The organism is Streptomyces rhizosphaerihabitans (genome assembly GCF_025399795.1).
In the GTDB taxonomy this organism is placed as follows: Bacteria; Actinomycetota; Actinomycetes; order Streptomycetales; family Streptomycetaceae; genus Streptomyces; species Streptomyces rhizosphaerihabitans.
Genome location: NZ_JAODTZ010000056.1, coordinates 1 through 14,353, shown reverse-complemented (window position 1 = coordinate 14,353; position 14,353 = coordinate 1). Strand labels below are relative to the sequence as shown.

Sequence of the window (14,353 nt, the reverse complement as noted above, 5' to 3'; positions counted from 1 at the left end):
GCATGAGCAGCGCGCGGGTGCAGGTTCCGCTCACCAAGTGCCGTGTGGTCGACCTGATGCGGGTCGCACGCACACGTTGTTGCTGACCCGTTGTCGCTGATCCGCGACCACGCTGACACGCCGGTCCATTGACAGGCTGATCCCGTTGACAGGCTGATCCCGTTGAAGCGCTGAGGTTCACTCGGCGCCCTTCGCCCTGGAAACCGATCGGCCGCCGTCACGCGCTCACGCCGTCGCGCCTCACGCCGTCACGCGGAAGATCGACCGGCCTTCGCAGCCCAGAAGGTTCAGTCGGCCGTCGGCGCACCGAGGACCGATCCGACCGACGTCGCCCGCGCGGACCGTCCGGCTGTCGTCGCCCCCGGTCGGCTCGTCCTCTCAGGCACGCCATCGGCGTGTGCCCCCATCGGCGCGCCTCGCTTCGTTCCGGCTTCGCCCTGCCCGGAACTCCGCGCGCCCTCCCGCCACTTGGAACCCTGGAGTCCTTCCATGCCACCACTGTCCCCGCCTTCCCCCTTGTCCTCCTCGTCCCCCTCCAGGTCCGGTGTCGACCGGCGCGTGTTCCTGTCCTCCCTGCTCGGTGTCGCCGCGGCGGCGGGGCTGAGCGGTTGCGCCGGTGCCGATGCGGCCGACGCCCGGTCCCAGGGGGACATATCGGCGCCCCTGTCCGGCAAGGTGCCGCGGGGGACCAAGCTCACGGTCGCCTCGTACCAAGGCGTCCAGCAACTGCAGTTCAAGCTGGCGGGGCTGTCCGGTCTGCCGTTCACCGTCTCCGACTGGGTGAACATCGGTGCCGGTCCCGATGTCATCAACGCCTTCCGCGCCAAGTCCCTGGACGTCGGGAACAACGCGGGCATCCCGCCGATCCAGGCGCACTTCCAGGGCTTCGACGCGAAGATCGTCGCGATCAACATCACCCGCAAGCCCAACTATCTGTTCGCCACCAAGCCCGGCAGCGACATCCATGACGTACAGGACTTCAAGGGCAGGAAACTGGCCTTCTCGCAGGGCCAGGCACAGGGTGTCGTCCTGCTGCGCGCCCTGAAGCAGGCCGGCATCGCCTACGGCGACGTGACCCTCGTACCGCTGACCAGCAACCAGTTCCTCACCGCGCTCCAGGCGGGCCAGGTGGATGTCGCCCCGCTCGCCAACAGCCAGGCACCGGCCTACCTCAAGCAGTACGGGCCCAAGGGCGCCCACACCATCGACACCGACGTGGTGGACCTGCTCAACCTGCTCTGGGCGCCGGCCTCGGTGCTGGCCGACCGCGCGAAGGCGGCAGCGGTCGCCGCGTACATCCCGCGCTGGGCCAAGGGCCAGGTATGGGCCTACGAGCACCCCGACGCCTGGAACAAGGAGTTCTACGTCAAGACGCAGAACCTCACCCTCGCACAGGCACAGTCGATCACCGCACTCGCCAACAAGCCGCTGTTCCCGCCGAGTTGGGACGAGGCCGTCAAATGGGAGCAGGAGACCGCCGATCTGCTGGCGGAGGGCGGCTTCGTGAAGGAGTTCAAGGTCGACTCGCTCTTCGACCGGCGCTTCGAGGCCATCGCGGCGAAGTCCGTACCCGCGGAATACCAGAGGTGACGGCCATGACGACCAGGACCACGACCACGACCAGGAACGCGGCCTCCGACACACCGTCGACCGCTATCACGGACGAAGCCGCCCCCACCCCCGCCTCCACCTCCGTATCCGTCACCGACTCGATCCCCACCTCGCCCACCGACGCCGACGCCGGAACCGGAACCGGAACCGGAACCGCAGCCGACACGAGCACCGGCACCGGGCCGGCCGCGGCCCCCGCCCCGCCCGCACCGGTCGCGACCGAGGCGGACGGAGCCGAGGCGGTCGAAACCAAGGCCGACAGTCGTCGGTTCCGTCGGTCTCCTCGTCCCCGGCGCCGCGGCCTCGCGCCCGGCAAGCGGCTGCCCGCCTCCCGGCTGATCGGCCCGGCGCTGTTCCTCGCGCTGTGGGCCGTCGCGTCCGCCGCCGGACAACTGGATCCCGGCGCGATCCCCGCGCCCTGGACTGTGCTCAGGACCACCGGTCATCTGTGGACCGACGGCACCCTGCCCACAGATGTGCTGACGTCCCTGGAGCGCGCGGGATACGGATTCGGGTTCGGCCTGACCGCCGGAGTCGTCCTCGCCCTCGCGTCCGGGCTCAGCCGGGTCGGGGAGGCGCTGATCGACGGGACCGTGCAGCTCAACCGGGCGATCCCGACCCTCGGTCTGATCCCGCTGTTCATCCTCTGGCTCGGCATCGGCGAGACCTTCAAGATCGCGATCATCGCCATCGTCGTCTACATCCCGATCTACCTGAACCTGCACTCCGCCCTGTCCGGCATCGACCACCGGTATGTGGAACTCGCCGAGGTCCAGGGGCTGTCGAGGCTCCGCTTCGTCCGGGAGATCGTGATCCCCGGCGCCCTGCCCGGCTTCTTCGTCGGACTGCGGCTCGGGGTGACCGCCTCCTGGCTCTCCCTGGTCGTCCTGGAGCAGATCAACGCCACCAGCGGCCTCGGCTACATGATGTTCCAGGCCCAGAACTACGGCCGGACCGACATCATCCTCGTCGGCCTGCTGATCTACGGCATCTTCGGGCTCGTCTCCGACAGCGCGGTTCGTCTCATCGAACGAAAGGTGCTGTCGTGGCGACGCACACTCAGCAGCTGACCCGTTCCCACACAGTCCGACTGCGTGGTCTCACCAGGTCGTTCGAGGGGCGTACGGTCCTCGACGGAATCGACCTCGACCTCCCGGCGGGCCAGTTCACCGCCCTGCTCGGACACAGCGGCTCCGGCAAGAGCACGCTGCTGCGCGCCATCGCCGGCCTCGATCACGGCGTCGCCGGGAGCGGGCGGCTCACCGCCCCGGACAGGGTGTCCGTCGTCTTCCAGGACTCCCGGCTGCTGCCCTGGCGCCGGGTCCTCGACAACGTCCTGCTCGGCACGGACGGCCGTGAGGCGGCGGAGAAGGGGCGCTCGGCCCTCGCCGAGGTAGGACTCGCGGGACGCGAACGGGCCTGGCCCAACGAGCTGTCGGGCGGGGAGGCGCAACGTGCCGCCCTGGCCCGTTCGCTCGTACGGGAACCCGAACTGCTGCTGGCGGACGAACCGTTCGGGGCGCTGGACGCGCTCACCCGGATCCGGATGCACGTACTGCTGCGCGAGCTGTGGGAGCGCCACCGGCCGTCGGTGCTGCTCGTCACGCACGACGTGGACGAGGCGATCGTGCTGGCCGACCGGGTGCTCGTGCTCGACCACGGACGTATCGGCCTCGACCTGGCCATCGACCGCCCGCATCCCCGCTCGTACCGCGATCCGCTGCTCGGCGAGTACCGCGACCGCCTGCTGAACGCCCTCGGGGTGACCGAGGACGTGACAGGACCAGCGGAGGCATCGGAACGCGGAGGAACGGCGGCACACCCCGCCGCGGAACCGGACCGAGCGACGGCACAGCCCGCCGCAGGACCGGGCGGAACGGCAAACGACGTCGCCGCAGGGCCGGACGGAACGGCGGTCGGCGTCGCCGGGCACGACGTGTCCGCGCACCGGAAGGAGAAGCACCCGTGACCAGTCCGCGCCGGCTCCACCTCAACGCCTTCCTGATGAACACCGGCCACCACGAGGCCTCCTGGCGGCTCCCGGAGAGCGACCCGTACGCCCATGTCGAGACGGCCCACTACGTACGTCTCGCCCGGATCGCGGAACGCGGCACCTTCGACTCCCTCTTCCTCGCCGACGGCCCGGTCCTCTTCAACAGCGTGGGCCAGCGCCCGTCCGGTGCCCTCGAACCCATCACCCTGCTCACCGCGCTGGCCACGGCCACCGAGCACATCGGCCTGATCGCCACCGCCTCCACCTCCTACAACTCCCCCTACAACCTGGCCCGCAGATTCGCCTCCCTGGATCACATCAGCGGTGGCCGCGCGGGCTGGAACATCGTCACCACCGCGGGGGCGGAGGCCGCCCGCAACTTCGGTCTCGACGAGGAGCCGGCGCACGCCACCCGCTACGAGCGCGCCGCCGAGTTCCTGGACGTGGCGCTCAAGCTCTGGGACAGCTGGGAGGACGACCTGGTCGTCGCCGACAAGGCGGCGGGCGTCTGGGGCAACCCCGGCAAGATCCATCCCGCGCGCCACAAGGGGACGTACTTCAGCGTCGACGGCCCCCTCAACGTGCCCCGCACACCGCAGGGTTACCCGCTCCTCGTGCAGGCGGGCTCGTCGGAGGACGGCAAGCGGTTCGCGGCCCGGTACGCGGAAGCGGTGTTCACCGCCCAGCAGACCCTGGCGGACGCCCAGGACTTCTACGCCGACCTCAAGTCCCGTACCGCACGGGCCGGCCGGGACCCGGACCACATCAAGGTCCTGCCCGGCATCGTCCCGGTCATCGGCTCGACGGAGGCGGAGGCGCGCGCCCACGAACGTGTCCTGGAGGACCACATCGTCCACGAGCACGGGCTGAACCGCCTGGAGCATCTGCTGCGCCTGGAGCCGGGCACCCTCGGCCTCGACGCACAGCTGCCCGCCGATCTGCCGCCGGAGAGCGCGATCGAGGGGGCCAAGAGCCGCTACACCCTCGTCGTGGAGCTGGCCAGGCGCGAGCGGCTGACCGTGCGCGAGCTGATCGGCCGGCTCGGCGGCGGGCGGGGCCATCTGACCTTCGCCGGCACGCCCGAGCAGGTCGCCGACGCGATCGAGGAGTGGTTCCTGCGGGGCGCCGCCGACGGCTTCAACATCATGCCCGCCGTGCTGCCCTCCGGCCTCGACCTCTTTGTGGACCACGTGGTGCCGATCCTGCGCGACCGGGGCCTGCTCCGCCGGGAGTACGGGCCCCGGCAGACCCTGCGGGAGCGCTACGGCCTCCCCCGGCCGGCCAACCAGTACGCGATCCCGTCCCCGACCACCGCACCCGCCTCCACTCCCGCCTCCGCAACCGCAACCGCAACCGCCTGAACCCGCGCACGTCTCCTTCCCCTTCCTCTTCCCCCCTCCCCCTCCCTGCCACTGCCACTGCCACTGCCACTGCTCCTGTCCGATCCGCCGTTCCGAAAGGACCCGCACCCATGACCGACATCGAGATCCAGAAGGTCACCGCGCACATCGGTGCCCGTGTCGCCGGCGTCGACATCTCCAAGCCCTTGGACGACGTCACCGCCGCCGCCCTGCGTACCGCCCTCAACCAGCACAAGGCGCTGGTCTTCGACGACGTCGACCTGGACGACGAGGGCCAGCAGGCCTTCGCGCGCCACTTCGGCGACCTCACCACCGCGCACCCCACCGTGCCCGCCGTGGACGGCGCCCCGAACGTGCTGCCCGTGGACAGCGAGCGGGGCCGCGCCAACCACTGGCACACCGACGTGACCTTCGTGCTCAACCCTCCGCAGGCCAGCACCCTGCGCAGCATCACCGTCCCGCCGTACGGCGGTGAGACGCTCATCGCCAACTCCGCGGCCGCCTACCGCGATCTGCCCGAACCGCTCCGCGCGCTCGCCGACACCCTGTGGGCCGAGCACACCAACGACTACGACTACGCGGTACCGGACGAGAACATCGACGAGGAACAAGCCGCGCAGCGGGCCCAGTTCACGTCCATCAAGTTCCGCACCGCCCACCCGGTCGTCCGGGTCCACCCGCTGACCGGTGAACGCGGGCTGTTCATCGGCGGGTTCGCCCAGCGGATCGCCGGGCTGTCGGTGGGCGAGTCCCGCAAGATCCTCGACCTGCTCCAGTCGTACGTGACCCGGCCCGAGAACATCCTGCGCTGGCGCTGGTCCCCGAACCAGCTGGTCCTGTTCGACAACCGGATCACCCAGCACTACGCGATCGACAACTACGACGGTCAGCCGCGCCGCCTGCACCGTGTGACGGTCGCCGGTGACGTGCCGGTCGGCATCGAGGGCAAGGAGAGCTACTCGATCGCGGGCGACGCCTCGCACTACACCTCGGTGGCCGCATGACGCTGTTCCCGGCGGCGGTCGGCCCTGGCCGGCGGCAGGCGCGTAGCCGCGCCTGACCGGTGTGCCGCCTCGCCGAAGGGGCCCTCACGTGACGGACGGTTCACGCGTGGGCCCCTTTCGCGTGCCCGGACGCGTCTCCCCGGCGCCCTCGGAACGCGGCAGGCGCTCGGACACACACCCCACGTCCCACGCGGGTGTGACGCGCGGGCCCCGTCACGGCGCGCACGGCACGTTGAGCGAGAGCAGGGCGGCCGACCCGTCCTCCACCCGGAGTTCGGTGACCGCCGCGTTGCCGAGACTCGGCAGGACCCGGCGGTACTCGCCCAGCGGGATGGACAGGGCGGTGCACAGCACCAGGCGCAGCAGGGTGTTGTGGGCGACGACCAGCACGCGTTCACCGGGGTGGGCCGCGGCGATCTGGCGCAGGGCGCGCGTGCCACGGGCCGCCGCGGTGCGCGGATCCTCCGCCTCCGGGAAGGGGTACGACACCGGATCGGCCCGGAACGCCTTGGCCCGGACCGGGTTCTCCAGCTCGAACTCGGCGAGCGTACTGCCCTCCACCACCCCGAAGTCGCATTCGCGCAGGGCGGGTTCGCGGTGCGCGACGAGCCCGAGGGCGTGGCAGGCGGGCTCGGCGGTGGCGACGGCGCGGGACATGGTCGAGGTCCAGATCGCGTCGACCGGGTGCGCGGCTGCCCAGCGGCCGAGGGCTTCCGCCTGGGCTCGGCCCTCGTCGGTGAGGGGGACGTCGCTCACTCCGGCGTAGCGGTTCTCCGCGTGCCAGACGGTCTGCCCGTGCCGGGCCAGGAGGAGGGTCGTACTGCGGCTCGTAGTACTCATGAGGCCGCAGTATCCAGGTCGGGGCGGGCCCGTGTACGCGCCGCGAGGGGACCGGGAACCGACCGCGCCGCTCCGGTTCACCCCGAACCGGGCGTACGGGCCGGCGAACGGTGATTCCGCCCCACCGCCGGCCCCGCGGGCGCATACGCTCGCGGGGCCGGCGTTCGGCACCCGGATGCTTCTCGCCCTTTTCCGTCCGTTCTCACGCGGACCGTTTCTCGCACGGCCCGTTCTCATACGGAGGTATCGCCGTGGATGTGCGCTGCCCGAACTGCGGAGGCCCCCTGCAGACGTTCCGCAAGCTCACCAGGGACGAGGAGGAGGCCGTACGGCGGATCAAGCGGGTGGACGACCCGGCCGCCTACCATCGCTGCACCCGTCAGGGCTGCCGCCGCTTCCAGCGCTGGAGCAACTGGCGCGACGGCGACAACTTTCCCGAGCCCAGGACCACGTGACTACAGGTTGCTGAAGTCCGGTCCCGCCGTACGCGTGCGCTTGATCTCGTAGAAGCCCGGCACCGAGGCGACCATGAGCGTGCCGTCCCAGAGCTTGGCGGCGTCCTCGCCCTTGGGGGTGGGGGTGACGACCGGGCCGAAGAAGGCGAGCTGCTCGCCGTCGGCGCCGGGGACGGCGATGACCGGGGTGCCGACGTCCTGGCCGACCTTGTCGATGCCCTCCTTGTGGGAGGCGCGCAGCTCTGCGTCGAACTCGAAGTCGTCCTGGTCGGCGTAGTCGATCAGGTCGGCGGGCAGCCCGACCTCTTCGAGGGCGCCGGCTATCGCCTCCTTGGTCGGGCCCGTGCCGTCGTTGTGGAAGCGGGTGCCGAGCGCGGTGTACAGCGGGCCGAGGACGTCGTCGCCGTGCTTCTGCCAGGCGGCGGTGACCACCCGGACGGACTGCCACGCCGTGGTCGCGAGCATCTCGCGGTAGTGGTCGGGAAGCTCGTCCAGCTTGGGCTCGTTCAGTACGGCGAGGCTCATGACGTGCCAGCGGACCTCGATGTCGCGGACCTTCTCCACTTCCAGCACCCAGCGCGAGGTCATCCAGGCCCAGGGGCACAGCGGATCGAACCAGAAGTCGACGGGGGTCTTGCCGGAACTGGTCTGAGCGGTCTGCTCGGGCATGGCTCTCCTCGGAATGCGGTCTTTCCCGTGGCAACACCGGCACTCGCCCACGTCATTCCCGTGTGTCTGTGCGATTCCGACGGGTCCTAGGGATTCCCCTGTGTCTGCGCCGTCACAGCGCCCGTTGTAAGGAGCACATGGCAGGATCGGCCCTGTTCGCACATGTCTATGACGCCATGAGGGAGTGCAGCCGTGCCCGGTGAGAATCTGTCCCGCGACGAGGCTCAGGAGCGGGCGGCACTGCTGTCCGTCGACAGCTACGACGTCTTCCTCGACCTGCGCTCGGCCGTCGGGGAGACGGAGCCCGGCACGGCGGCCGGTGAGCCCCGCACCTTCCGCTCGGTCACCACGCTCCGCTTCCGCTGCGCCGAGCCGGGCGCGACGAGCTTCTCGGACCTGATCGCGCCGCGTGTGACGGCCGTCTCACTCAACGGCAGGGACCTCGACCCGGGTGAGGTCTTCGACGGCTCCCGGATCCGGCTGGAGGACCTCGCCGCCGAGAACGAACTCGTCGTGGACGCCCAGTGCGCCTACTCCCGCACCGGCGAGGGCATGCACCGCTTCGTCGACCCCGAGGACGGCGAGGTGTATCTGTACACGCAGTACGAGCCCGCCGACGCCCGGCGCGTCTTCGCGAACTTCGAGCAGCCCGACCTCAAGGCGCCGTTCCGCTTCGAGGTACGGGCCCCGGAGGACTGGACCGTCTGGAGCAACGGCGCCGGTGAACTCACCGACGGCGTGTGGAAGTTCGCCGGGACGAAGCCGATCTCGACGTACATCACGGCGGTCGTGGCGGGCCCGTACCACTACGTGACCGACTCCTACTCCCGCACCTTCGACGACGGTACGAAGCTGGAGATCCCCCTCGGCGCGATGTGCCGCAAGGGCCTGGCCCCCCACTTCGACGCCGACGACGTTTTCCTGGTGACCAAGCAGGGGCTGGACTTCTTCCACGACCACTTCGACTACCCGTACCCCTTCGGGAAGTACGACCAGGCGTTCGTGCCCGAGTACAACCTCGGCGCGATGGAGAACCCGGGGCTCGTCACCTTCCGCGAGGAGTACATCTTCCGCGGCAAGGTGACGCAGACGTCGTACGAGGCGCGGGCGAACGTCATCCTGCACGAGATGGCGCACATGTGGTTCGGCGACCTCGTCACCATGGTGTGGTGGGACGACCTGTGGCTGAAGGAGTCCTTCGCCGACTTCATGGGCACGTTCGCGAACGTCGGCGCGACCCGCTTCACCGACGCCTGGATCACGTTCGCCAACCGCCGCAAGGCCTGGGCCTACCGCGCGGACCAGTTGCCGTCCACGCACCCGATCACGGCCGACATCCGCGACCTGCAGGACGCCAAGCTGAACTTCGACGGCATCACCTACGCCAAGGGTGCCTCGGTCCTGAAGCAGTTGGTGGCGTACGTCGGGCAGGACGCCTTCCTTGAGGGCGCCCGCCGCTACTTCAAGCGGAACGCGTACGGCAACACCCGCCTCGGCGATCTGCTGTCGGCCCTGGAGGAGACGAGCGGACGGAACATGGCCGCCTGGTCCCGGTCCTGGCTCCAGACCGCGGGCGTCAACTCCCTCACCCCGCAGGTGATCCTGAGCTCCGAAGGACGCGTCACCGAGCTGGCGATCATCCAGGAGGCCGCCGAGTCCCATCCCGAACTGCGCCCGCACCGCGTGGCCGTGGGCCTCTACCGGCGGCGGTCGCCGCTCGAGGGCGGGGACGGCTCGCTCGCCCGCTACGCGCGCGCCGAGGTGGACGTGGACGGGCCGCGCACGGTCGTCACCGACCTGGTCGGAGCGGAGGCCCCCGAGCTCGTCCTCGTCAACGACGACGACCTCACGTACTGCAAGATCCGCTTCGACGAGGGCTCGCTGGCCACGCTGCGGGACGGGCTCGGCGAGATGACCGACCCGCTGGCCCGGGCCCTGTGCTGGTCCGCGCTGTGGAATCTCACCCGCGACGCGATCGTGCCCGCCCGGGACTTCATCGCCATGGTGCTGCGTTTCGCGGGCCGCGAGTCCGACATCGGCGTTCTCCAGATGCTGCACGCCTGGGCGAACTCCGCGCTCGTCAACTACGTGGCGCCCGACTGGCGCGCGGAAGGCGGGCAGTTGCTCGCCGAGGGTGCGCTGAAGGAGCTGCGGCTCGCCGAGCCGGGCGGCCAGCACCAGCTCGCCTGGGCCCGCTTCTTCGCCGACGTCGCGTCGAGCGAGGCCGATCTCCAGCTGCTCCAGGGCCTGTTGGAGGGGACGGCCAAGATCGACGGGCTGGAGGTCGACCAGGAGCTGCGCTGGGCGTTCCTGGAGCCGCTGGCCGCGCAGGGCGCCGCCGACGAGTCCGTCCTCGCCGCCGAACTCGCCCGCGACGACACGGCATCGGGCAAGCGGCACCAGGTCCGCTGCCTCGCCGCCCGCCCCTCGGCGGCGGTCAAGGCCCAGGCCTGGGCGGCTGTCGTGGAATCCGACGCGCTGTCCAACGCCCTCGTCGAGGCGACCATCTCCGGCTTCGTCCAGCCGTCCCGACGGGACCTGCTCGCGCCGTACGCCGCCAAGTACTTCGCCGCGATCGACCGCGTCTGGGCCGAGCGGTCCATCCAGATCGGCATGGACATCGTCCGGGGGCTGTTCCCCTCGCTCCAGGACTCCCCGGAGACCCTGGAGGCGACGGACGCCTGGCTCGCGTCGCACGAGGACGCACCGCCCGCCCTGCGACGGCTGGTGCTGGAGTCGCGGGACGATCTGGCCCGGGCGCTGCGGGGGCAGGCCTGCGACATCGCCACGGCGGGCTGACACCCGCCCTGTGCGAACCACACCGGAGGGGGCACCGGCGCCATCCGCGCCCGGCGTCCCCTCCGGTGAAATGATCACCTGCGCGCACTGGTTACGAAATGCAGGTATTCAGAGCCGTAACCCGTATTAATCACCCGCGGGACCAGCGCCTTTCGGCACTCGAACGCCCGTACCTCAGGGCGCGCTTGTCCCGATTTGCCGACGAGCGGGTAACAGCGGTTAGAGAGCGGGCGCCGGGCGGGAATCCCCGGTTCATGAACCACAGCACCCCGCTCTCCCCCCACCCCTTCCGCCACTCGTCGCCCGTGCGGCACCGGGTCCTGACCACCGCCCAGTTGCGCGGCCGCGGCGTGACCACCGCGGACACCAACGAGCGGTGCCGGCCCGACGGGCCCTGGCAGCGGATCCTTCCCGGCGTCTTCCTCCTGCGTCCCGGCCCGCCCACCCCCGAGGAACGGCTGCACGCGGCGCTGCTCTACGCCGCCCGGACCCCCGCCGCCCGCACGGCGGCCGCCATCCCCGCCCAGCCGGTCTCCGACGAACCGCGCACCACCCCGCCCCCCGCGGACGCGCTGATCACCGGCCTGGCGGCACTGGCCCTGCACGGTTTCACCTCCGCACCGGTGCTGGACTCCCTCGACACGATCGACGTGCTGGTCCCCCGTCTGCGCCGGCTGCGCTCGACCGGCTGCGTCCGTATCGTGCGCACGACGACGCTGCCCGCCCCCGTGTTCGTGGCCGGTGTCCCGGTCGCCGCCGTGCCGCGCGCGCTGGCCGACGCGGTCGCGGAGCTGACCGACGCGGAGGCCGTGCGCGGGCTGCTGACCGAGGCGGTGCGCCGCGGTCACTGCGAACCGCGGCCGGTCGTGGAGGAGTTGACGGCGGCCCGGCTGCTCGGCCGCCCGCACGTGGTGGACGCCGTGGACTCGCTGGTGGCGGAGGGCAGGGCGATCGCGGAGAACCGCCTGTACCGGATGGTCGGCGAACACGGGCTGCCCGACCCGGTCTGGAACGTCGACCTGCGACTGCCCGGTGGTCCGCACCTCGGGGGTCTGGACGCGTACTGGCCCGAGCAGGCGGTGGCGGTCGAACTGGACACCCGCGCCCCGCGCCAGGACGAGGACGCGGCGCGGTCCGCGTACGCCCGCAAGCGCGAGTACCTGGAGCGGCTGGGCATCACCGTCGTCCGCATCACCCCGCGGGGGCTCCGGGACGCGATGGAGCAGCAGGCCGCGGTCGTGCGCACCGCGCTGATGGCCGCGAACGACCGCGATCCGGCCGCGCATGTCGTGGTACTGCCCCGGTGGTGACGGACCGGGCGGCACCCGGAGGGGAGGGAGGGGCCCACGAGGTGTTCTCGCGGGCCCCTCCCCGCATTCCGGTGTCGTTGTCAGTGCCCGGATCTAGTGTGGTCGAGCAGAGGATCCATGGCCGGACGCGGCTGCTGTGAAGAGCATGACGAGAGACAGGAGACCCTGATGACGACCCTGCCCGATCGCCCGAACACCGCACTGCTGGTGATCGAGGTCGTACCGGGCTCATACAGTGTTTTGCATGAGCCGACCTAAGTTAGCCAAGGCCGCGATCACCCCGGGTGAGCCCGCCGCCATCTACTGCCGCATCTCGCACACCAAGGACGAGGACCAGACCGGAGTCGACCGGCAGGAGCGCATCTGCCGAGAGATCGCCGAACGCCTTCAACTCGGTGTCGAGTCGGCCCACATCTACGTCGACAACAACCGTTCGGCGTGGCAGCGCAACCGCAAGCGTCCCGGGTGGGAGGAAATGCTGCGCGCGATGGCGGACGGAGAGATCCGGCACGTCATCGTCTACCACCCCGACCGCCTCATGCGGCAGCCCAAGGACCTCGAAGAGCTCCTCTCGATAGCCGACGACAAGCGCGTACTTCTGCACGGCGAGGCGAACCGGCGCGATCTCTCGGACCCCGACGACCGGTTCATCCTCCGCATCGAGGTGGCTCACGCCTGCCGCTCCTCCGACGACGCGTCACGTCGGCTGAAGGATGCCCTGAAGGACAAGGCCCGCGAGGGCAGGCCGCATGTGGGCAGTCGCCCCTACGGCTACACGAGCAACGGTCAGGCGATCATCGAGGAAGAGGCGGAGATCGTCCGCGAGGTCTTCCGGCGGTACCTGGACGGCGAGTCACCCATGCACTTGGCCCAGGATCTGACCGCGCGGGGAGTGGCGACGTCCAAGGGCAGGACCTGGCAGCCGGAGCACGTCCGCCGTCTGCTGTCGTCCAACTTCGTGGCGGGTGTCCGCATCCACCAGGGCGAGGAAGTGGGAACCGGGACGTGGCCGGCCATCATCGACCGCGGCCAGTGGGACGAGGTTCAACGGCTCAGGGAGTACCGGGCCCAGCAACACAGAGACGACCAGAAGCGACCGAGCCGCTTCTACCTGCTGCGTGGAGTCGCGACGTGCTCATGCGGAGTCCGCATGGCCGGCACCAACAGCATGCAGTACGCCTACTACCGGTGCATACGAGCCGACGAAGTCGGACAGCAGAAGTGCGGACGCTCCGTCTCCGCCGTTCCTCTCGAAGCGTTCGCCCGCGATGTGGCGATCAAGGTCCTCACGAAGTTGGACACCTCCGGCTACGAGCCCCCGACGACCACACGTCCCGAGGCCGACGTGACCGCGGACGAGAAGGACCGCGCGAAGCTGGAGGAGCTGAAACAACTCTGGCTCACGGACGACGACTTCACGACCGCCGAGTTCCACACCATGCGCGCCGTCGTACTCAAGCGGATGAAGGAGCGCCAGCGGAAGACGGTCAAGCGGCCCATCGCCGTCCTGGAGGGCATCGCCGGACCGGAGGCCGAAGCCAACTGGAAGAAGCTGGAGGAGGCTGAGGACTACGAGCGGATGAACGCGATCTACCGATTCCTGTTCGCGGCCGTAGTCGTACTCCCGGCGACGAGGAAGGGCAGGGGCTTCGACACCAACCGAGTGGAGATCAAACCGAACTCGCTGGACTAGGGTCCGCCGTATGCGCTCCTACCCTTGACGGCACTGTCCGCAGGGCTTCCCGAGCGAGTTGGGCATTGTCATGATCTAGCCATGACTCGCAACACCTCGCCCGTGTATGAGGCGCGCTACGGCTGGGACCCCAAGACCATAAGAGTCGCGGTGTTCTCCATCATCTTCGCTGCGGCCCTGCTGCTCCCAGGCATGCCATTGCTCGCGCGGATACTCGGCCTGCCGCTGTTCGGCGCGGGAGGGTTGTTCATGGCGTTCGTGGCAATGAGCCGCAAGGTCGCGTTCCGGGTGGACGAGACAGGCGTGCTCCTCGGTGGGAGCCCCGCCCGGTACAAGGCCACCACCACCCACGTGCCCTGGGAAGACATCACGGGCTTCGTACTGTGGCGCCAGGTCATAGCCACTACCTCCCTGCCCTACGTCGGAGTCACCCGGCGGGAAGGAGCCCCAGCCCTGCCTGGTGACGGCCCGAAGTCCCGTGCTGTCCTGGAGATTCTGGCTCCGGTGCCGCCAGATACGGTGATGTCCTCGCGGGCAGTGACCGGGTGGCACTTCGACAAGGGCCAGCTGATCGCTGCCGTCGCCCACTTTGCGCCCGGCACCCCTCTGCAAGACGAC

11 protein-coding genes and 1 pseudogene are annotated in these 14,353 nt (G+C 70.1%); 10 read left to right on the top strand and 2 right to left on the bottom strand.

Annotation, left to right across the window (positions count from 1 at the left end):
- Positions 1 to 489: 489 nt before the first annotated feature.
- From N4G66_RS37380 to N4G66_RS37360, 5 genes and pseudogenes are all read left to right on the top strand, one after another.
- Entirely contained in the window at positions 490 to 1,590 is a 1,101-nt protein-coding gene (locus tag N4G66_RS37380) for an ABC transporter substrate-binding protein (protein ID WP_261708756.1), read from the top strand.
- A gap of 5 nt (positions 1,591 to 1,595) precedes the next feature.
- Positions 1,596 to 2,681, top strand: coding sequence for an ABC transporter permease (locus tag N4G66_RS37375; protein WP_261708755.1), 1,086 nt, complete (start codon positions 1,596 to 1,598; stop codon positions 2,679 to 2,681).
- Positions 2,657 to 3,391, top strand: a pseudogene (locus N4G66_RS37370) (ABC transporter ATP-binding protein); the annotation flags it as partial. The gene N4G66_RS37375 and the pseudogene N4G66_RS37370, both read left to right, overlap by 25 nt.
- Before the next feature lie 185 nt (positions 3,392 to 3,576).
- On the top strand, positions 3,577 to 4,965 hold the full coding sequence (locus N4G66_RS37365) for an LLM class flavin-dependent oxidoreductase (protein ID WP_261708753.1): 1,389 nt from the start codon (positions 3,577 to 3,579) through the stop codon (positions 4,963 to 4,965).
- Positions 4,966 to 5,075: 110 nt separating this feature from the next.
- Entirely contained in the window at positions 5,076 to 5,969 is an 894-nt protein-coding gene (locus N4G66_RS37360; RefSeq protein WP_261708752.1) for a TauD/TfdA dioxygenase family protein, read from the top strand.
- 213 nt (positions 5,970 to 6,182) lie between these two features.
- On the opposite strand, the gene N4G66_RS37355 is transcribed toward N4G66_RS37360, so the two are convergent.
- Positions 6,183 to 6,809, bottom strand: coding sequence for a histidine phosphatase family protein (locus N4G66_RS37355; RefSeq protein ID WP_261708751.1), 627 nt, complete (start codon positions 6,807 to 6,809; stop codon positions 6,183 to 6,185).
- A gap of 251 nt (positions 6,810 to 7,060) precedes the next feature.
- On the opposite strand from N4G66_RS37355, the gene N4G66_RS37350 reads away from it, so the two are divergent.
- A complete protein-coding gene (locus N4G66_RS37350) occupies positions 7,061 to 7,264 on the top strand; it encodes a hypothetical protein (protein WP_261708750.1) in 204 nt (67 codons plus the stop codon).
- Here N4G66_RS37350 and N4G66_RS37345 read toward each other — a convergent pair whose 3' ends face one another.
- Positions 7,265 to 7,933: a DsbA family protein gene (locus tag N4G66_RS37345; RefSeq protein WP_261708749.1), complete on the bottom strand. Its 669-nt coding sequence runs from the start codon at positions 7,931 to 7,933 to the stop codon at positions 7,265 to 7,267. It lies immediately after the preceding gene.
- Between the two features lie 192 nt (positions 7,934 to 8,125).
- On the opposite strand from N4G66_RS37345, the gene pepN reads away from it, so the two are divergent.
- The 4 genes from pepN to N4G66_RS37325 form a co-directional block, all read left to right on the top strand.
- Positions 8,126 to 10,732, top strand: a complete 2,607-nt coding sequence (gene pepN / locus N4G66_RS37340) for an aminopeptidase N (RefSeq protein WP_261708748.1) — start codon at positions 8,126 to 8,128, stop codon at positions 10,730 to 10,732.
- A 254-nt stretch (positions 10,733 to 10,986) separates the two neighbouring features.
- The gene (locus N4G66_RS37335) at positions 10,987 to 12,042 is read left to right on the top strand and encodes a hypothetical protein (protein ID WP_261708747.1); all 1,056 of its coding nucleotides are present in this window, start codon (positions 10,987 to 10,989) and stop codon (positions 12,040 to 12,042) included.
- A gap of 244 nt (positions 12,043 to 12,286) precedes the next feature.
- Positions 12,287 to 13,735, top strand: a complete 1,449-nt coding sequence (locus N4G66_RS37330; protein ID WP_261708746.1) for a recombinase family protein — start codon at positions 12,287 to 12,289, stop codon at positions 13,733 to 13,735.
- Between the two features lie 81 nt (positions 13,736 to 13,816).
- A partial coding sequence (locus N4G66_RS37325; RefSeq protein ID WP_261708745.1) for a hypothetical protein occupies positions 13,817 to 14,353 on the top strand: 537 nt, incomplete at its 3' end.